This is a genomic window from Achromobacter sp. B7, from assembly GCF_003600685.1.
GTDB classification, from domain to species: Bacteria; Pseudomonadota; Gammaproteobacteria; order Burkholderiales; family Burkholderiaceae_B; genus Achromobacter; species Achromobacter spanius_B.
Genome location: NZ_CP032084.1, coordinates 5814087 through 5834965 on the forward strand (window position 1 = coordinate 5814087; position 20879 = coordinate 5834965).

The window sequence follows — 20879 nt, forward strand, 5'->3', positions numbered from 1 at the left end:
TAATCACCTCAAACCATCAAAGTAAGCTTTCCCATTCACAGGACGGAATGCCGTACCACCATCAACCGCCTTAGGGTTTCTAATAACGACTGTACCACTGACATTATCCCAGTATGCAGTGCGCCCACCACTTAGCTCACGAAATGCAGTTGGTTTATTAACGACACTTTCGATATGCAAGGCAAACTGTTCGCGAGTAGTTATGCCAAGATCTTTATATTCGCCCTTCTGAATAACATGCTTTTCAAACGCATGACCGCCAGATATCTCTCGCCCAGTAAGTTGCCCACTGAGCTTCGCGACATTCGCTAGGCTTGCTGCATCACCTGCGCCCTTTGCAGCAACAGCAATTTCGGCCACCCCAGGTCTAAATAGACCACGGATGGCAGAACCAATTCCACTCAGTGCCCCGCCACCACTATCAATCGCCAACCCTTCAGCAACACTGGCAGCGATGGTGTAGTGCCAAGTCCCGTCCCGCAGGTCGGGCGTCGCTTGGATCATAGGAGAACCCGCCGGAACAGCAAGCGGCTTACCCTGCTTATCAAAGAACACGACGTTGCCGCTAGCTGTCGCCAGCTGGATTGCTGCGCGGCACAGGGAAGCTGCTCGATCTACGCAAGCGCTTGCCAGCTCTTTGTCGCGTTGCGCCGACATGCCGCTCAGCTCTCGAGCCCGGGCGCAGCCATCAGGGTTTCCAGGACCGCAAGAAGCAATCGCCGCATCAAATTGCCGTTGTTCAGACGCCCTGAAACCCTCGGATTTTTGCCCGAAGTAGTTGTTCTCGGTCTCGATCTGGGCGGCTAGGGTCGCAACAGCACTATCTCCACCCAGTGCTACGGTAAGGCCCGCGACGAGACTGGCGACCAGATTGGCTCGTGACTCCTTCTCCTCCGCCGTCAGGTCCTTGGCACCATGCCCCGAAAGACCCTGAATGAGGTTGTTAAGTACGACACTCGCCGCAGCCCCCGCTGCGCCGGCGCCACAATGGCTTCCTTGACCGAAGGCTGCAGCGCAACCAACCAATCCCTGTAATGCCGTCCGCGCAGCCTCACTGTCCAAAGTGTCCGCAATCTGCTTCACCTTGCCGGCGCCTAACGCCTGCAGGTAGTTCGCCGCGGCAGATTGCAAGAATTGCCCCGCACTTCCCGTGACATTTCCCCCCGCGCCTGCTGAAATGGCGGTCACTCCAAGCCGATACGCGCCGTTCGGCCCCCACTTTGCTGCTTCGTCATACCGGGCCTTGAGATCGTCTTTGAGCGCGGGATCCGTCTCGGCATCTATCGCCTTCTTCAGTGCATCAGCCTCCTTCGCCCGATTCGTCAAAAACTGCCCCACTTGCCGCTGGGCCTCTGACGCAATCTCAAACCCCGCCTCGATCTTCTCCTTGTCAAAGATCGGCTTCAGCGCATTCAACGTATCGGACGTATCCCGGTTCAACGCCGCGATCGTCTCCGCCGCAGTCTTGCCGGTCAGGGCAAGTTGGCCAGCCCCATCACGAATGGCTACGCTGCCGCCGCTGATAGCGCTGTATGTAGTCGAGTTGGCATTCCCGGAAGCCGCGACAACCACGGGCAGACCGGCGGAAGCTCCGTTGCTGCTTGTCGGCAAGCTCGTACCTGGCACTTTGTCCGCGCCGCCAGCCGCCTGGCCTTTCGAGTTCGTCCCGACATCGCCCTTCTTCGCGTCTCCTTCCCCGCTGCCGCCCCAGCTATATCCGCCGCTCAATGCGACCTGATCTGCCTTGTAGCGCGCCGTGTTCTGCAAGTCTTTGACGACAAGCGTGCCGGTGGACAGTTGATTCAGGCCGTCTGCCACAGCCTGTTCACTGCTCGATATGACGCCACCAGTTAACGTGGTGTTCTGGCCAACGTTGACCAGAAAGCCGCCGTCACCCGCCTTCATCCCCGCCTGCTGTGTGGCGGATTGGAAATTGCTTTCCATCCGGCCTTGCGAGACGTTGCCGGAGACGGAGCTTTTGCAGTAGCCGTAGATGCAGATACTTGCTTGGACGCCAGCACTTTGCTGCTTGGAAACGTAGGTGCTGGTATCTTGCAGAGTCTCAATTTGAAGATTCTTGCCGACCGAGGCGATGATCTGATCGGCGCTTGCTATCGCGCCGATCAGCGAGGTATCCCCGCCCGATTGCAATGCCAGCACGTTGCCAGCAGTGACATCGGTATACGTCCAATTAGCGTCTTTGCCGTCTGCGCGCCCTCGGCCCCCACCGGCACTAAGGTTCAGCATCACGCCTATACCGTCTTCGCTGTTCGCTGAGACCCCAATGCCGACGCTACCGCTGTAGCTCTTGTTCTTCGTGTGTTGTTCAAAGGTGTTTTGCGCAGCTTGCAGCAGAATGTCGCCATCTGCTTTGATGATGGCGTTGCTCCCTGCTGACAGGCGTGAACCTGTGACGGTGACGTCGGACGCGGAGCCGGCCCCCTTGGCGACGATGGTCAGGTCTTGGCCCGCTGCCACGGTAGATCCCAAAACGGAAGACGACGCGCGATCTGCCGTGCTTTGGCTCTTGCTCACTCCAAAGTTGATACTGACACTCACGCCGCCAGCGCTCTTGGGATCGGCCGCGACAGCGTCATAGGCGTTAGCCGCGGCAAGGCCGGTAGTCGCCAAAGCCAGCCCCTGCATCACCTTGTTATCGGTCCTCCCTGCTGCATCCCCCATTCTTCCCGCGGTCTGCATTGCGTCGACCAAAGGCGTGTTGGCGTTAATGCTCAACCCCGTCTGCTTGATCTCATGGAATTCCTTCTCTTTCGTGGTGTCCAGCGCCGCGCCGATGTTGACTTCCTTGCCGATCAGCGTGATGTCGCCCTGGCGTGCGATGACGTTGCTGCCCTTGATATTGAGAGCGCTGCCAGCGTTGATCAGCACATCGCCTTCGACGCTTCCGACGGTGCTGGCGTTGTGGAAAACCTTCTTGCTATCAAGCGAATCCGTCTGCTTGCTGGTGCCATAGCTCAATCCGCCCATGGCGCCAAAGCCTGACTTCTTGACCACCTTGTAGTCGTAGCCGTCCTCGGCGTTCTGGCCGGCCAGAATGTTGACGTCGCGGTCGGCCGACATCACCAGGTCGTTCTGCGCGCCAACGTTCGAACCTGCCACTCTCAAGTCGCGCCCGGCCATCAATAGGGCGGTGTCGCCGGTGAAGGTCGAGCCCTTGGCCTGTTCCCAATCAGCCGACTTGATGATGTGCGTGGTCTTGGACGACAGGAAGCCGCGCTTTTTGTAGTGAAGCTCGTCGTATGCCGAGCCAGACTCCACCCCGGCCGTCAGATTGATGTCGCGCCCAGCGCCCACCGCCAACTTTTTGCCGGCAGTGACGTCAGCCGCACGGGCGTTCACGTCTTGCCCCGCGATCAGCGTCAGGTTGCCGCCCGCGGCAATCGACGAACCGATCTCTTTGCCGGTGCTCAGGTCATGACGGTTTTTCTTGTTGATGACGATGGACTCGCCATGGCGTTCCGTCACAGTGCTCAGATTGATGTCGCGGCCGGCTTGCAACCCAGCGTTGCGCTCCGCGTTGACTTGCGCGGCGGTCAGGCTGATGTCGCGACCGGCTCGCATATTCAAGTCACCGGCATCCACGCGAGCCACGCCCGTGACGTGCGAACCCCAGGTGTTGCCGAAGTTCTCAGACGCCGCCGTCGAGGCCAGCGCGATGTCGCGCCCCGCCTTCAGCGTGACGGAATCGCCCTGAATCAGCGAGGCTAGGTTGGTCAGGTCTTCGCGTGCGGCCAGATCCACGACCGCCCCCTGCACCAAACCACCCGCCCGGTTGACGATATTCGACGCGCTCATCACCGTGGCATGGCGTGCGCCGATCGTGCCGCTGTTGACGATGTCGCCGTCCGCCGCAAGCTTGACGTCGCGGCCGGCCATCAATGTGCCGTCGCCCTTCAGGTCGCCTTTGCGCACAACCAGGTAGACCTTGGGCACCAGCACGGTGTCGGTGCTGCCGTCCGGCAGGGTGACGGTTTGTTCGACCAGCCACACAAGATCGCTGGTCAGCCGGCGTTGTTGCTCATCGGTCAGCGCCACGCCGAGCTGGACGTTGTTGGCCCGCGCGAACTTGGCGCCTTCCGCCATCAAGGCCTTGTATTGGCTGTCGTTGTCGCCGAAGCGGTCCAGGAACCGTAGTCCAGTCGTGGACAGGATTTGGTCAGACACGAGCTTTTGCTCGTAGAAGCCATCGCCCAGACGCTTGGGTTGGCCCGAGGGCGTCAGGAACTTGGCGCCGGGGGGCAACAGGGCGTCCCAGCCGGGCAGCCGCGCGCCGGACAGCGTCTTGCCGCCTGGCACGGCGTTGCCGGCAATGGTGCCGCCGCCGTCCAGCGCGGCGTTACCGACGTTGGTGGCAGCCGGGGCGTGCAGACGCTGCGCGTCCACGCCGGAACCTGCGCCCACGGCAGGGCCCGCCGCTGCTTGCTGCGCGACGGCGCCATTGCCGATAGCAACGTGCACCCGATCGGCGTCAGCAGGCTTGTCAGGGCGCGGGCCGGCAAGCCCGGCGCCCGCGCCCGCCCCGCCCGCGACCGTGGTGCCCGGCAATGCGTCGGGCTGGCGCAGCAGATCGAACAGGTAGTCGCTGGATACCGTGGGCCGTTGGCCGACAAAGCGCGGGTCCGTCGCGACGAGGTACGGCACGTCGGGGCGCTTGTCTACGGTGAACAGCTGGTTGTCGGGAATGCTGGCGGGGTTGGAAACGGTGCGCACCACCGTGCCGCCGGGCAGCTCCAGGCTGGCGACCAGCACTGGGCCCGGCTTGCCGATACCCGTGTTGCCCGGCGCCGATCCAGCCAACGCGACGTTGGTGTGTCCGCCCGAGGTTCCCACGGGAAGCTCGATGGCTTGACCGGCCAGGGTGGCCGTGTAGCCGGAGGAGTATTCCTTGCGGTCCTTGGACCGCGCCTGCGAGACCGTGGCCGTGCCCTCGCGCACGACGGTGCGCTGGCCGCCCGCGCCGATGTTGTGGATGGCGGGTCCCGCCACGTGCAGCGCGCCCCCCGCGGCGATCTGACTCTTGTCGTTGGTAACGGCACCGGCCAGCGTCATCGCGCCGCCGGACAGGATCTTGCCCGGGTCCGACGACAGCGTGCGCGTTTCGGTGACGGTTTCGTTGACTTGGTAGTACGTCAGCGTACCGACCAGGCGGTTGCGGAAATCGGCGTTGAATTCGCGGATGCGGGCGTCCAGGATCTTGTAGGGCTCCGTGTACGCGGCATGCGCGGCTTCATACGCCTTGCGGCGAGCGCCTTCGGCAAGGCACGCCGGGCTGTTGCTAAAGCATGGCGCTTCCGGAGGGATCCAAATCGGCACGGAGCCCGACGGCGGGGTGATGCCGAATATCGACCATATGCGCGCATCGGAACCATAGCCGAACCATTCGGGCACGTCCCAGCATCCGCCGCCCGCGTCGCCGCCGCTGCACGCGACGTCGGCCGGGGTATAAGCCAACGCGATCGGCGAACTGACACCCGCCTTGCGTTTTCCACCCGGGGTGTAGTCGAACGGCGGGCCGTAGCGCGCCGCCGGATATTTGTCGGACGGCAGCAGGAACATGCGCTCGGGATCGTCGTCCAGCCAAGCCGGGTCCTTGCTGCACTGAGGGGTGACCTCGTCACACAGCCAGTTGGTCTCTGCGTCGTACATGTCGGTGCTGCCCGCCGGGGTGAAGTACGCCTTGGGCTGGGACGACACCACTGCCGTCTGGCTGCTATAGCCGGCGTTCTGGTTCAACAACGACGCCGCGGAAATGCGGGCGTTGCCCGCCGCTTCGATGGTGGCGCCCGAGTTCAACAACGACCCCGCGTACCCCGCCACGTTGCCGCCGGCATCCAGCGCGCCGCCAATGGAAAGGTCCGCACCGGCGTAGATCAGCGCGTGATCGCGATTCACCAGTGAAGCCACGCCCAGGTCCATGGCGCCACGGGACGCGATGACCGCGCCCCCGCCTACCCCTGCGCTGTTGACCAGTGTGTGGGTCTGAATCGCGACCTTGTCGCCGTAGATGCGGGCCAGGTTGTCCACGCCGCCGGCGTTGATGCGCGTGATGGCGCCGTCGATCAGGCCCGCGTTCGTCAGGCCGTGCGTGACGTTAAGGGTGTTGCCGCCGCCCGCCAGAAGCTGGCCGGTGGCATGGTTGACCAGCGAATCCGCCTGGATGCTCAGGTCGCGCCCAGCGCTGATGGTGGCGCTGTTATCCAGCGCCCCGCCCAGCGACAGGTTCAAATCGCGACCGCTGGACAGGTCGCCCGTCTGGTTCAACGCGCCCGCATACTGAAAGCTGAGATCGCCCGCCGATTGCAGCGTGCCCAGGCCATGCAAGACCTGCGCGATGACGGTCAGGCTGTTGCCCGCCAGCAGCTTGCCCTGGCCATTCTTCAAGGTGTCGGCCACGATGCGGGCGTTGCCTTGCGCGGCCACCTCACCGCCCTGGTTATCCAGTTCCCGCGTGGTCAGGGTCAGATCCTGCCCCGCCTGGATGGATCCACCTTGGTTGTCGACGCGGTCCGCCACGATGGCAACCACCTTGCCCAGCACGCCCTTCGGTGCTCCGCCCGCCACCGCAAGCGTGGCGCTGTTATCCAGCGACCCTGAGGTCAGCGTCAGTGCGTTATCGGCCTGGATCAAACCGGCGCGGTTGTCGACGGTGGCAATGGCTTTCAGTACAAGATTGCCGCCCGCCAGCGTGCCCTCGCGGTTGACGATCGTGGTGGCGGCGATGTTCAAGTCCCCCGCCGCGGCGATAAGCCCGTCGGTGTTGTCCAGCGTGCCCGCCAGCGTCAGGCTGGCCGCGCCGGTCGAGGTCAGTTTGCCTGCCTGGTTGTTCAGGTTGGCGGCCGAGATTTCCACGCCGCCGCCCTGTACGACGGCCTGATGGGCGTCGATGTCTCCCGGCGTGGCCAGCGTGACGTTGCCCACTGCGGACAGCGCGCCATGCGCAAGGTCCAGGTTGCCTGCGGCAAGCGTCAGGTCCTTGCCGGCCAGGCTGGTGCCGCGATGAACGATGTGGCCGGCCTTCAGCGTGAGGCTGCCTGGCTGATTAAGGGCGCCTTCGCCGTCCATGCCGGCGACCAATCGGCCTGCGTTGTCGAGCATGCCCGGTGTGGTGACGAGCAGGTCGCCGCCTGCCAGGACGGAACCCTGGTTCAGCAACGCGGCGCCGGCGCTGACACTGGCGCTGTCATTGGCCGACACCACGCCCGCGTTGGCCAGTGTGCCGCCCGCTTTCAGGGTCAGCGCGCCGGCGGATTGAAGGCGGCCGTCTGCCGCAACGGTCATGTTGTGCGCGGCGAAGGCGTTCAAGTCGCCCGCCTGCGTGGCGGTGACGCCACCCAGCGCGGCATCCGTGCCTGCGCGCAAGGTCATGCCATGGCCTGCGGCCAGCGAACCCTGGGCGCGCAGCGCAGCGCCGGCATCGGCCGTCAACATGCCGCTGGACTGCACGGTCGATGCCGCGTCCAACGCCACGTCGCCTTGGCGCGAGGTCATCGTCAGGTCGCCGTTCAACGCGGCAACCGTGCCTTGCACCGTCAGGGCGTTACCCGCGATCAACGATTGCGAATGCCCCGCCAACATGCGCCCAGCCACCAGCACGGCCTCTTGGGCGGTGGCGGCAAGCGTGCCGCCTGCTTGGGCAAGACCGGTTGCGGCAACGGTCAGGTTGCGTCCGGTCAGCGTCAGGTTGGCATCGGAAGCCACGGTGCCGTCCACGCGCACATCGCGCGCGGCAGTCAGTGCCATGTCGGCAACCGAGCTCAACGCCCCCAACGCGCTGAGGTCTTGGCCTGCGTGCGCGCTTAGCGCACCGGCGGCCTGGACTTGTCCGCCTTGCTTGATGGTCAGGTCGTGTTGCGCGGAGATCTGCGCATCCCCGGCCGCGCGCTCGCCCAACGCTGCCACAACGCCGCCCAATCGGGCGCTACCGCCCGCTGCCAGCGTGAGGCCGCCGCCCGCCGCAATGACGCCGTCGGAATCCAGATCAGTGCCTGCGCTTGCGGCAAGGTTGTCGGACGCTTGCATCCGACCTAAGGCGCCCACTTGCAGCTTGGCGCCTGCGTCGGCTTGCAACGTGCCCGCAAGGGCTGTTGCGATGCCGTCGATGTTGATGTCACGAGCGGCTTTCAGTGCAATGGGGGAGCCCGCGGTGACCGTGCCGGTGTCCGTGATGGACAGATCGCGACCGGCCTGTGCGCTAAGCGTGCCGCCGGTGGTAGCTGATTTCTTGGTGCCCGCGCTTCTGGTGCGGAGGCCATGAGAGCCAGTGCCTTCGAAGTCTGTGCCTTCGGTGTCCGTGCCTTCGGTGTCTGCCCGCTTGGCTTCTGCGCGCTGGGCGGCATCGCCCCCAGCCGCCGCGCCCCTGGCCTCCGTGCCCAAGTTGCCAGCGTCCTCTGCCGTGCCCGCCGTACCTGCGATGCGCAGGTCTTGGCCTGCGGTCAGCAGCAAGTTGCGGCTGCCCTGTGCCAAGGCTTTGTCCGCGACCGTCAGATCCCGGCCAGCATTGATTTCAAGCGTACCGTTGGCGACCGTCTTGCCGCTCAGCTCGGCATCCGACTCCGCTTGCATGGCGATGTCGGTTTCACCGGATAAGGTGCCCGCCGCTCGTAACTTTCCGCCCGCCTGCGCCAGCAGTTTTCCGCCGGCTTGCAGTTCGCTTGCGCTGCCCAGCGTCATATCGCCACCGCTGCTGGCGGCAAGCGTGCCCGCGTCGGCCAGCACAGTGCCATCCACCGCCAGGTCCCGCTGTACGCGCAGCTGCGCCGATTGTCCGGCCACCAGCGTGCCCGACAACGCCGCGCTGTCTGCGTGGACCTCGACAGATCCATCCGCCTGCAACCGCGAGCCCGCCAAGGCGGCCAAGACGCCGCCGGCGTTTGCGGTGATCGCGCCCGTCGCCAGACTCTGGCCCGCCAGCGTTATGTTGGAGCCGGCATCCAGGACCGCATCGGCCAGCGATGACAACGTGCCGGCCGCTATCAGCGACGCGCCCGCGCGTGCCAGCAAAGCGCCACCCGCCAGCGTCTGGCTGTCGGATGACAGGCCCAGGTCTTGTCCCGCAATCAACTGCAACGGCCCCTTGGCCGATGCCGTGGTGCCCGTGACGGCCATCGCGCCGCCGCTCTGTATCAACGCGCCGTGATCGCCGCGCACCGCGCCCGCGATCGTTGCGGCACCCGCTGCCTGGAGACGCGCGTTGGCGGACGCTTCAAGCTGCCCGGTCGCACCGACGCGCACGTCCTTCTTGGCGACCAGATCCAGCGAACCGTCCACGCCAACCTTGCCGTCGACCGCGATATCCCGGCCGGCCTGCCATTGCGCATCGCCCTTGGAAACGAGCACACCACCGGCAGCAAGGTCGCGCCCGGACTGCGCCTGAACGCCCTGCCCTTGAAGCTGGCTCGCCGAGCCCAGCAGCACATCGTTGCCGCCCTTTAAGGCCAGCGTGCCACCGTAGGCCAGCGCATCGCCATCCACACGCAGGTCGCGCGCGGCCGTCAGCGCCATGCTGCCTTCGGACATCGCCGTGCCGACGATATTCAGATCCTGGCCCGCCTTCAGCGCCATCGCGCTGTCGGACTGAAGCTGTGCGCCGCCCGCCACGGCCAGCATGTGACCGGCCTGCACGTCCAGCGCGCCACCCGCGTACAGCTGCTTGCCGATGCTGGCATTGCGCGCGGCCTGCAAGGTCAGCGCGTTCAATGAACTGACGGTGCCGGCCACCAGCAGGTCGCCGTCTGTTGTTGCACGCGCGGGCCCCGCCGCCGCGATGCGCGCCAACGCGCCCACCGACAGGTTTCGTCCCGCGCTCAAGTCCAGGCCGCCCACGCTGGCGGCCAGTTCGCCATCAAGCGTCAACGCGCCGATGGCGGCCAGCGTTATGTCGCCATTGCCACGCCACGCGCCGGACAACGTCATATCGTTGCCCACCATCGCGCGCGACGCGCCTTCGACATACCACTGCGCCGTCTGCCCCGTGCTCAAGTCGTGCCGCGCAGCCAAGGAAATATTGCCGCTTGCCGACGCGGTGCTGTCCACGCGAACGTCGCGGCCCGCAGCCAAATCGATGGCGCCGCGCGACCCCATCGTGCCCGCCGCGTGAAGGTCACTGCCCGCCTGTGCCGAAATGCCTGCCCCTTGCGTGCCGCTGGACGCGCCCAGCCGCAGCGCGTTGCCCGCGTTCATGGTCAGTGCGCCGTCATACGCTCGCGCCGTGCCATCAATGCGCAAGTCGCTACCCGCGTCCAACGTAATGCCGGCGTTGGCCAGCGCTTCGCCCGCCAGGGCCAGATCCTTGCCGGCCGACACGTTGATGGCGCCTTCCGATTGCAAGCGCGCAGCCGCGCTCGCCGTCACCTTGCCGACGGCATCAAGCAACAGGTTGCCGCCCGCCAACAGCTTGCCGTCTACCCAGGCGTCACGCGCGACCTGCGCCGTCAGCGCCGCCATGGACGACACCGTGCCCGCCGCGCTCAGTCCGCCGCCGACACGCAAGGCCACCGGCCCCGCCGCGTGCACGTGGCCACTGGCACCTATGGTGAGGTCGCTGCCCGACGCCAGGGATACGGCGCCCTGCGCCGCACCAACGGCGCCAGTGATATCCAACTTGCGCGCCGCGTCCACCTGCGTGCCCAGGTTGCTGCGCAGGCTACCCGCCAGCGCAACCTCTTCGCCGCCCGACAGGGACGCACTGCCCGTCGCTTCGAATGCGCCGGTAAGCTGGGCCGCGCCCGCGGCCCGCAGCGTCAGTTCGCCATCGGCCGCGAGCTTGCCGCCCAGCACTGCGCGATCACCCGCCGTCAGCAGCGCGGGGCCTTGGGCAAGAATTTCGCCCTGGGTATGAAGGTCACGCGACGCAGCCACTGCCACGCCTAGCCCTTGCGCCTGGCTGCTTGCACCCAGGCGTAGATCCTTGCCGCTCTGGAGCTCAAGTGCGCCCCCGTAGGCCAGCGCTGCGCCGTCCACATTCAGATCGCGCACCGCGTGCATCGCCATGGAACCATCACTGACTGCCGTGCCCGCCAGATTCGCATCGCGGCCGGCGTTCAGCGTTGTGGTCGTGGTGGATTGCACTTGCGCGGCCGCGCCAATGCCCAGGTCTTGACCGGCGCGCAATGACAGCGTGTCGCCGGACAGCAGTTGGCCGCCTATCGCAATGTCGCTCGCCGCCGTCAACCTCTGTGCATTCCTGCTGGACAGCGCCCCGTCTACTGTCAACGCGCCGCCGCTTTGGCCTAGCAATGTGCCTCCCGCAAACGCCTTGCCGTGCTTGCCGACCAACAGATCACCGCCCGCCAACAGCTCAAGCGCGCCTTGCGCCGCCGACGTTTCGCCATCCAGGCGCAATGCGCCCCGGGCTTCGACACGGTTGCCTTCGTTGCTGCGCAGCGCGCCGGCAATCGCGATGTCTTGCCCCGCCGTGACGGCCGCGCTGCGTTCCGCATCCACGCTTGCACCCTTCGCAATCGTGACGTCACCCGCGCCGTGCAAATCCAGCTTGCCCGTGGCTTGTGCCTGGCCGCCGACGCGCACGTCCCGGCCCGCCGCTACTGCCATGTCGCCCCGTGAAGCCATCGAGCCATCAGCGACCAAGTCGCCGCCCGCCAGCACGGATACGCCGTCGCCCTGCACGCGGCTGGTCTTGCCCAGCTGCAATGCGTTGTCGGCGTTCAATGCAACCGCGCCGGTGTAGGCGCGCGCCGCGCCGTCGATGCGCAGGTCACGCCCGGCGTTCAGCTTCAAGGTCGCATTGGTTTCGGCTTCGCCTGCCAAGGACAGATCCTGCCCGGCCAGCAGCGTCATTGCCCCTTCCGATTGCAGACGCGCGTTCGTGTCCGCCACCACATCGCCCGCCGCCTGAAGCCGCATGGGGCCGCCCGACAAGAGCTTGCCGCTGACCTTGGCGTCACGCGCTGCTTGGGCCGTCAATGCAGCCATGGACGACACCGTGCCCGCTGCGTTCAACGCCCCCTTGGCGTGCAACGCGACCGGGCCACGCGCTTGCACGCTGCCACTGCCGGTAACCGAAAGGTCAGCGCCCGACGCCAGCGTCACGGCGCCTTGGTCGGCGTCCGCCGCACCGGAGACACTTAGCGCGCCGCCCGTCCGTGCGTGTATGCCTTGCTTGCCATTCAGCGTGCCCCCCAGCAGCGCACTGCCGGCCGCCTTCACGTCGACGGTTTCTCCGGACACCATGTCACCGCCGACGCGGACATCTCCACCGGCGTCCACCACGATGCCCGCGCCTTGCGCGCGGCTGGTCTGACCCAAACGCAAATCGTTGCCGCTCTTTAGCGCCAAGCCGCCGCCGTAGGCCAGCGCGCTGCCGTCCATGCGCAGATTTCGCCCTGCGCCGATCGACAGCGCGCCGTCCGTCAAGGCCGCGCCAGCCAGATTGGCATCCACGCCTGCGCGCATCGTCATGCCCTTGGCCGACTGTGCCTGCGCGCCCGCTTCCGAGACCATGTTGGCGCCGGCCTGAGTCAACAACGTGCCGGACGTGTATATCTGTCGCGGCAGCACCAGGTCGCGCCCCGCTTGAAGCGTGATGCCGGAGTTGGCGGAGATGACGCCGGACGCTTGCGACGCGCCGCCGGCCGATGCGCCCGCTGCGAGCGCATCGACAATCGCGTTGGCGTTGGCGTTGGCGTTGCCAGTGCCATTGCCAGCGCCACTGCCGTCGCCGATGCCGTTGCCGTCGCCATTCCCCACACCCGCGCCCGGCTGAACACCGGCAAGCGGCAAGCCCGCCATCTTCAAGTTGCGGCCCGCCACCGCGATGATGTTCTGATCGGCCGTCAGCAAGTGACCAGACAGGGCCAGATCCTGGCCTGCCGTCACGCGCAACGCGTCTTGGGTACGCAGGCCCCCTTGCGAGCCGACAATCACGCGCTTTCCCGCCGTCACGTTCAACGACCCACCGGCCGCGACTGCGCCTTGAATGTCCGTATCGCGGCGCGCGGCCAACATGGTCGCGCCCGCTGCCTGCGCCACGCCTTGCACGGCAAGGTCCCCGCCGCTATCCACGCGCAGCGCGCCGGCTGCTTGCACCGTGCCGCTGGGCGTAATGCGCACGTCTCCGGCCGCGTTCACGTGCAGGTCGCCCGTCAACGCCACCAGGTTGCCGCCGATGTTCACGCCCACCCCGGCTTCGGTGCCGATCAGCCGGATGCTGTTTGCATACATGCCGCCCAGCGCAGCCGTGTCCAACGCCACGTCGGGCTTGGCGCCTTGCCCGCTTTGCGCGGTGACGATGCCGGTGTCGTAGTCGACGCGCGCGGCGCCGGCCGTGACGTTAAGCCGATCCGCCCACACGCCGGCGTTGATTTCCAAGCTGCGGGCCAAGAGGTCGACCTGACCAAGGTTGCCGCCGTTCAAGCCGGCGCCATCCACGCGGATGTTGCCCGATGCGATGTCAAAGCCGATACGCCCGTCAGCACCAATCAGCGGACGGCCGGTCGTCAGCGTGGCGCGGTCGGCGTTCAAGAAACCGCAGCCGTTGCACGTTATGCCGGCGGGGTTGGCGACGATGACGTTGGCCCGGTTGCCGGCCACTTCCAGCGTGCCCAGCAATTGCGACGGGTTCGGCGCGGTGACCTGGTTAAGGATGGTGGTGGCGCGCTGGTTGCCCAGCATGATGTTGCCGCCCACCTGCCCTGCCAACTGGGTCTGGCTGGCGCCGCCGCTGTTGTTCAGCACCGCGCCGGAAGGTCCCACGTTGAACTGCGTGTAGCGGTTGTTCGACACCCCGCCCGCCGTGGGCGGCGCGATATTGATCACCGGCACGCCGTTGGTTGCGCCGACGGAAGGCTTGGCGCCCGCAACGCTCTTGTCGACGGTTATCGGCAACGTCTGCGCCAGCACTGGCGACCAGACCTGCAAGAAAACGACGGACCAGACAATCATCGAACGAAGCTTGGACATCATGCGTACCCGGGTAACGTAAACGTCGACGGCGGCGCAAGCGGCGCTGCACCGGGGCAAGCCCGGCGCCTTGTCGACCAGATCAATCAGGAAGGCCGGCGGAGCAATGCCGCGGGATCAGAACTCGAACATCACGGCTGCGGCGAACACGGTGGATGCCGTCTGTAACGATTCCGGCTTTTTCAACGGCCAGCCGGCAGACAGGTCATAGCTGGCATCGACATAGGGGATGGATAGGCGGCCGCGCAGCCCAGCCACCGCGCCCACCAACGTGCGCCCGGTCAGCCATCGCGCCGACTCGCCGCCCACGCGTCCGGCGTCCAGACCCGCATACAGTTGATGACCGGGGCCGCCAAGCAGCTTGTCCAGGCCCAGCGACAAATCGTTGCGCAGCGTCCAGCCGTCTTCGGCCGCCAGCGTCATCTGGCCCTCAAAGCCGCGCACCGCATAACGACTGCCGATGGTGAAGTAATCCGAGGGCACGACCGGTGTCTTGGCGTGCTGGATTTGCCAGCTGACGTGGTACGCCCAGGGCTGGTCCGCCAATTGAAACGGCAGGTAGAGCCCGGCATTGGCGAGCGCGATGGTGCTGCGGCCATTCCAGTCGGGGTCGCCGTAGACGAAGCCGGGTTGGTCGGACAGGCCGGCCAGCGTGCCGCGCAGGCCCACGCCGGCATCCAGCACCGCTCGGCCCACATAGTGACGGTGCGCCACGTTGATGTCGTAGCCCGTCACGTCGCGCCGCTGGACTTCAATGGCGACGTCGTTCAACGTGCTGCCGACGCGCTTGCGTAGCACGGCCATCGTCGCCGTGCCCTTGTAGTCGGTACCGCGATAGGGCACCACCGACACGCCCGCCTGCAACTGCTTGGTGGTGCCGCCGTAGACGATGGGTTCGTCAAAACCGGCCACGGTTTGGCGATAGGTGGATTTGCTGGCGCCGGCAAAGGCCGTCCAGTAGCCAAAGGGGATGCTGTAGTTGATGGACGCGGCCCGCGTGTTCGAGTCCGCATCGCGCCAGCGCGCATTGCTGTTCCACGACACAGACAGCTGGTCATAAAGGAACAAGGGGGAATCCAGGGTCAGCCCGGCGTTGATCTGATACTTGCCGATGGCGTCCAGGCCGCCGTTGTCGCTGCCCACGTAGCCATGCCAACGCTTGCCCGTGCCTGGACGCAGAATGATGTCGGAGTCACCAAGTTCGGGGCCGGGCCCGACATCGATGGTGGCGTCCGCCTGACCACGAAGCCGGCGGATATTTTCCAGCGCCTGGTCCAGATCGCGCTGATTCAATTCGCCTCCAGGGCCGGTGGGCAAGGCGGTGCGCCACCATCCAACGGTATTGGCGTCTTGCACGCCCGAGATGCGGCCGGGCAGAAAGCGCAGCGTCAGCGCGCCTGACGCCAGCGATTGTTCAGGCACCACCACGCGTGCCGTGATCTGGCCATCCTGGATCAGCCAGGCGTTCAGATATTCCTGAAACGCCCGCAGCCCTTGTCCGCCGACGCATTGGCCGATGACATCGCGAGCGGCCCCGGCCAAGGCTGAAGGGGGTGGCGCGTCGTCCCAGCTCAGGTCACCGATGACAAAGCAAGGCGATTCAACGGGCAGGTGCAGCTCGCTTTTGCTGCGCGCGGCATCGGGCGACAAGACATCCGGGCGCTCGGCCGAGCGGGCGCGCTGGGCGTCCAGCTCTTGCTCTTGCCTGCGTTCAATTTCGGAAGGGCGCGATACCACCTCGGGCGGGGTCTGCGCGAAGGGCTCGGTAGGGCAAGCGCCCGCCGCGATCAATACCACTGCGGCGACTCGCCGGCACCAATAGGAATTCATAACGGTTCCGCGCCCGCGGCAAGCCGAAGGCGCGTTCTATCTCGTTGAAACTAAATGTTGAGGCAGTTTGCGTGACGAGATAGTCAAAAACAATGAAAACCGGCGCGAATAAGCAAAATCTGATTTTTACTAGAATTTGAACGCCGTATTAATGTCGTTGACCGGCGTTATAAGATTTTAGTAACTATCCGATTTTTGACCGCTGAATTCGTGAACCCTTCGACGGCAATACGTGACCGACGCAAAGCAGCACGAACGCGACACGCCAGGCTATGAATGCGCCGCGTTTCCCCTAAAATAACGGCCCCCGCTCCGCCGCGCTAAAATTGCGCACGTTTTGATCATTGGCGCCGGCTCGCGCCCACCGAGGTATTCCATGTCTTCCCCCAAAGTCGGCTTCGTCAGCCTGGGCTGTCCTAAAGCCCTGGTCGACTCCGAACGCATCCTGACCCAACTGCGCACCGAAGGGTACGAAGTCACGCCCGAATACAACGACGCGGATGTTGTCGTCGTCAACACCTGTGGGTTCATCGACAGCGCCAAGGCCGAGTCGCTTGAAGCGATTGGCGAAGCGCTGGCCGAGAATGGCAAGGTCATCGTGACCGGCTGTATGGGCGTCGAGGAATCGGTGATCCGCAAGGTGCATCCCAGCGTGCTTGCGGTGACGGGCCCCCAGCAATACGAAGAGGTGGTGCGCGCCGTGCATGATGCCGCGCCGCCCAAGCAGGACCACAACCCGTACCTGGACCTGGTGCCGCCGCAAGGCATCAAGCTGACGCCGCGCCACTACGCTTATCTGAAAATTTCGGAAGGCTGTAATCACCGCTGTAGCTTCTGCATCATTCCGTCGATGCGCGGCGACCTGGTCAGCCGTCCGGTGGGCGACGTGCTCAGCGAAGCCGAACGCCTGGTCAAGGCTGGCGTGAAGGAACTGCTGGTGATTTCGCAAGACACCAGCGCGTACGGCGTTGACGTCAAGTACCGCAGCGGTTTCTGGAACGGCCGCCCGGTCAAGACGCGCATGACGGAACTGTGCCTGGCGCTGTCCGAAATGGGCGTGTGGACGCGTCTGCACTATGTGTACCCGTACCCGCACGTGGACGAAGTGATTCCGCTGATGGCCGAGGGCAAGATCCTGCCGTACCTGGACATTCCGTTCCAGCACGCCAGCCCGCGCATTCTGAAGGCCATGAAGCGCCCGGCGTTTGAAGACAAGACGTTGGCGCGCATCAAGCGCTGGCGTGAAATCTGCCCCGATCTGACCATCCGCTCCACGTTCATCGTGGGCTTTCCCGGCGAGACCGAGGAAGACTTCCAGTATCTGCTGAACTGGATGCAGGAAGCGCAACTGGATCGCGTGGGCTGTTTCCAGTATTCGCCGGTGGAAGGCGCGCCCGCGAACCTGCTGGACAATCCCGTGCCCGACGACGTGAAGCAAGACCGCTGGGAACGCTTCATGGAATTGCAGCAGGGTATTTCCACCGCGCGCCTTGCCCGCAAAGTGGGCCGCGAGATCGACGTGCTGATCGATGAAGTGGACGAAGACGGCGCTATCGGCCGCAGCAGCGCGGACGCGCCGGAGATTGATGGCTGTGTGTACGTCAGTTCCGACAAGCCCTTGAAAGCGGGCGATCTGGTGCGCGTGCGCGTCACCGAGTCGGATGAATACGATCTGTGGGGCGAAGCCCTCTGAAAAAGCAAGGGCGCCTGAGTTTCAGGCGCCCTTGCTGTGTGGCCGACACGAGGTGGCCGATACCGTGTAGCGGCCAGTCTTACAGGAAGTCCGCCAGATCGTCGGCGTGTTCCTCTTCAACCGCCAGGATCTCTTCCAGCAAGCGGCGCGTGGTCGAGTCCTGTTCGCCGATGTATTCGATCATCTGGCGATAGCTGTCGATGGCGATGCGTTCGGCGATCAGGTTTTCCTTGATCATGTCTTGCAGGGATGACCCTTCGACGTATTCCGAATGGCTGCGCTCGAGCAGGCCCTTGGGAGACAGGTTTGGTTCGCCCCCCAGCTGAACGATGCGTTCAGCCAGACGGTCGGCGTGTTCCTGTTCTTGCGTGGCGTGTTCGGCGAATTCCGCCGCGACCGGCTCGGCGTTCAAGCCGCGAGCCATGAAGTAGTGGCGCTTGTAGCGCAGCACACAGACCACTTCGGTGGCCAGAGCCTCGTTCAGCAGCTTCAGCACGGTTTCCCGGTCTGCGCGATAGGTGTCCGTAACAGCGCCTGACTCGATGTCCTGGCGCGCCTTGGCGCGGATCGCCTTCACGTCCATGTCGAATGGGCGGCTGGCCTTCTCGGGGGTTCGGGTCGTTTGTTCCATATCGTTCGCTCCTCTGTTAGTGAAAGCCCTACGACGCTGGATTTCCAGTCGTACCGAACGACTCAGTCTACCGATCGCAGCGGAAGTTGCTGTGTCCAAACATTGCTCCTGCCACCAATTTGCACGGCGCCCGAGCCCCAAAACGCGCCCGCTGACGTTCTCGTAAACTATCGACTTCCCGGAACGCCCGTGACGCAATCTGTAACGGGCCCGGCCATCACGAACCTGTTATGAACCTGAAGAACATCTGCGTATATTGCGGCTCGAACCCCGGCACCCGCCCGGACTACATCGAGCAGGCCCGCGTGCTGGCCCGCGAATTGGTCAAGCGCGACCTGGGGCTGGTGTACGGCGGATCGGTCGTCGGCATCATGGGCGTGGTGGCCAACGAAGTGCTGGCCGCCGGCGGCCGCGTGATCGGCGTCATCCCCGAACTGCTGCAAAAGAAAGAACAGGCGCATCGTGGCCTGACCGAATTGCACCTGGTGCAGAACATGCACGAGCGCAAGGCAATGATGATTGAGAAGTCGGACGGCTTCATCGCATTGCCTGGCGGTGCGGGCACGCTGGAAGAGTTTTTTGAAGTGTGGACGTGGGCGCAGCTGAACATGCATCAGAAGCCCTGCGGCCTGTTGAATGTCGCGGGATACTACGACGCGTTGGTGCAGTTTGTGGATCACGCCGTCGACGAAGCCTTCATCCGACCGCAGCATCGCGACATGCTGGTGGTCGAAGAAGACCCCGCCCTGCTGCTGGATCGCTATGCCATCTACGAGCCGCCTAACGTCTCGAAGTGGTTCGACCCCATCACGGCCTGATGGCCCTCTTGCCCTGTTGAGCCCATGACGCCCGTTCTTGAAATGACTTCCGATTCCTTATCTCCCGCCAGCACCGAGTCCGTGCTGCGCGACTATTTCCACGCCAAGGATGAGAACCGACCGCATCATCTGGCGCGGGCATTCGCGTCGGACGCGGTGCTGAAAATGGCCTTGCGCACGCAAGCCATCGCGTTTCCGCCCGAATCCCACGGGGTCGCGGCCATTGCGGACACCCTGGTGCGCAAGTTTGGCCAGACCTACGAAAACGTCTACACGTTCTACCTGTCGCGTCCCGCGCCCGACGCGCGCTTGCCCGACTACCAGTGCGACTGGATCGTCGGCATGACCGAAAAGGCCACCGGCAATGTGCGCGTAGGCTGCGGCCGCTACGACTGGAAATTCCAGGCGCAACCGTATCGCGCCACGGACCTGACCATCACCATCGAAACCATGGTCACGCTGCCGCCCGGCGACATGCCCGCCGTGTTCGGCTGGTTGCTGGGCCTGGACTACCCGTGGACCAATGCCGCGCGCGTGGTGGCCAGCGCGCCGCCGCTTGAAGCGCTGGCGCCGGTCGTGCACTATTTGCTTCACCCCAACGGCTTGTAGCCCCGCCAGAAGCCGGCAAACGGACTGATTACTTGAAATACGACATCGCTGCATTCGACTTTGACGGAACCTTGGCGGACACCATGCCCTGGTTCAACTCCATCCTGAACACGGTGGCCGACAAGTACGGCTTTCGCAAGATCGACCTGACCGAACGCGAAAACCTGCGTCACCGCGAGGCCTCGGAAATCCTGAAGTACCTGGGCATCCCGTTGTGGAAACTGCCGGCCATCATGACGCACGTGCGCACGCTGATGCAGGACATCGACCCCAGCGTGCACCTGTTCGATGGCATTGCCGAGGCGGTGGCGCGGATCAAGGCAGGCGGCGTGCGCCTGGCGGTGATCAGTTCGAATTCCATTGAAAACGTGCAGCGCGTGCTGGGCGCGGACACCTGCGCGCTGTTCGACGACTATGAATGCGGCACCGACCTGTTCGGCAAGGCCGCCAAGATCGACCGCTTGATGCGGCGCCATGAAGTCGCCCCCGAACGCTTCCTGCTGGTGGGCGACGAAATGCGCGACATCGACGCCGCCCGCAAGGCCGGCGTGCGCGTAGGGTCGGTCGCCTGGGGTTATAACCATGTGGACGCCCTGCGCGAACGCAAGCCCGACGAACTCTTTTTGACCGTAGCCGACCTGCCCGCCATCCTGGCCTGACCCTGCCGACCGGAACCCGCCATGCACATCGATCCCGCTCATCTCGTCACCGACGCCGCCGCGCTGCAAGCCTTGTACGGCGCCCCCGGCGAGGCCTCGCTGAAGAAGGAAGTGGATCACGTGCATCCGCATTACCGCGCGTTCATTGAAGCGGCGCCGTTTGCGATGTTGGCAACATCGGGGCCGGACGGGCTGGACGCATCGCCGCGCGGCGATCCCGCCGGTTTTGTCGTGGTGGAAGACGAAAAAACGCTGCTGCTGCCCGACCGCCGGGGCAACAACCGCATGGACAGCTTGCTGAACGTGTTGGCTGATCCGCGCGTGGCGCTGTTGTTCCTGGTGCCGGGCGTGGGTGAAACGCTGCGGGTGAACGGCACGGCGCGCGTCAGTGTCGACCCCGCGCTGCTTGAGCGCTTTGCGATGGACGGCAAGCAGCCGCGCTCGGTGCTTATCGTGGACGTGCAGACGGTGTACTTTCAGTGCTCGCGGGCGCTGCTGCGATCGCGCCTGTGGGACCCGGCCACGCAGGTGCCACGCAGCGCGCTGCCAAGCACCGGGCGCATTCTGTCTGACCTGACGGCCGGTACTTTCGATGGCGCGGCTTACGACCGCGACCTGCCCGCGCGGGTGGCGGATACGCTGTATTGATGCGGTATCCGTGCGGTATCGGTGCCGTCTGCATTCACCTTGCGCGAGGGTAA

At 64.9% G+C, this 20879-nt stretch carries 8 protein-coding genes; 5 read left to right on the forward strand and 3 right to left on the reverse strand.

What is annotated here, in order from left to right; all coding sequences use genetic code 11:
- Nucleotides 1-3: 3 nt before the first annotated feature.
- A complete protein-coding gene (locus tag DVB37_RS26315) occupies nucleotides 4-13941 on the reverse strand; it encodes a hemagglutinin repeat-containing protein (RefSeq protein WP_120157197.1) in 13938 nt (4645 codons plus the stop codon).
- Between the two features lie 114 nt (nucleotides 13942-14055).
- Nucleotides 14056-15768, reverse strand: coding sequence for a ShlB/FhaC/HecB family hemolysin secretion/activation protein (locus DVB37_RS26320; protein WP_120157198.1), 1713 nt, complete (start codon nucleotides 15766-15768; stop codon nucleotides 14056-14058).
- A gap of 376 nt (nucleotides 15769-16144) precedes the next feature.
- Between DVB37_RS26320 and rimO the strand changes: the two genes are divergently transcribed.
- Nucleotides 16145-17461 (forward strand): 30S ribosomal protein S12 methylthiotransferase RimO, encoded by a 1317-nt coding sequence (gene rimO, locus DVB37_RS26325; protein WP_046803110.1) that lies wholly within the window; start codon nucleotides 16145-16147, stop codon nucleotides 17459-17461.
- Nucleotides 17462-17540: 79 nt separating this feature from the next.
- Here rimO and DVB37_RS26330 read toward each other — a convergent pair whose 3' ends face one another.
- Nucleotides 17541-18092, reverse strand: coding sequence for a bacterioferritin (locus tag DVB37_RS26330; RefSeq protein ID WP_046803109.1), 552 nt, complete (start codon nucleotides 18090-18092; stop codon nucleotides 17541-17543).
- Between the two features lie 230 nt (nucleotides 18093-18322).
- On the opposite strand from DVB37_RS26330, the gene DVB37_RS26335 reads away from it, so the two are divergent.
- From DVB37_RS26335 to DVB37_RS26350, 4 genes are read left to right on the forward strand one after another with little or no spacing between them, the layout of a single operon-like run.
- A complete protein-coding gene (locus DVB37_RS26335) occupies nucleotides 18323-18910 on the forward strand; it encodes a TIGR00730 family Rossman fold protein (protein ID WP_046803108.1) in 588 nt (195 codons plus the stop codon).
- Nucleotides 18911-18952: 42 nt separating this feature from the next.
- Nucleotides 18953-19519, forward strand: a complete 567-nt coding sequence (locus DVB37_RS26340) for a hypothetical protein (RefSeq protein WP_046803147.1) — start codon at nucleotides 18953-18955, stop codon at nucleotides 19517-19519.
- Between the two features lie 32 nt (nucleotides 19520-19551).
- A complete protein-coding gene (locus tag DVB37_RS26345) occupies nucleotides 19552-20178 on the forward strand; it encodes an HAD hydrolase-like protein (RefSeq protein ID WP_120157199.1) in 627 nt (208 codons plus the stop codon).
- A 21-nt stretch (nucleotides 20179-20199) separates the two neighbouring features.
- Nucleotides 20200-20826, forward strand: a complete 627-nt coding sequence (locus DVB37_RS26350; protein WP_120157200.1) for a pyridoxamine 5'-phosphate oxidase family protein — start codon at nucleotides 20200-20202, stop codon at nucleotides 20824-20826.
- The last annotated feature ends 53 nt before the right edge of the window (nucleotides 20827-20879 follow it).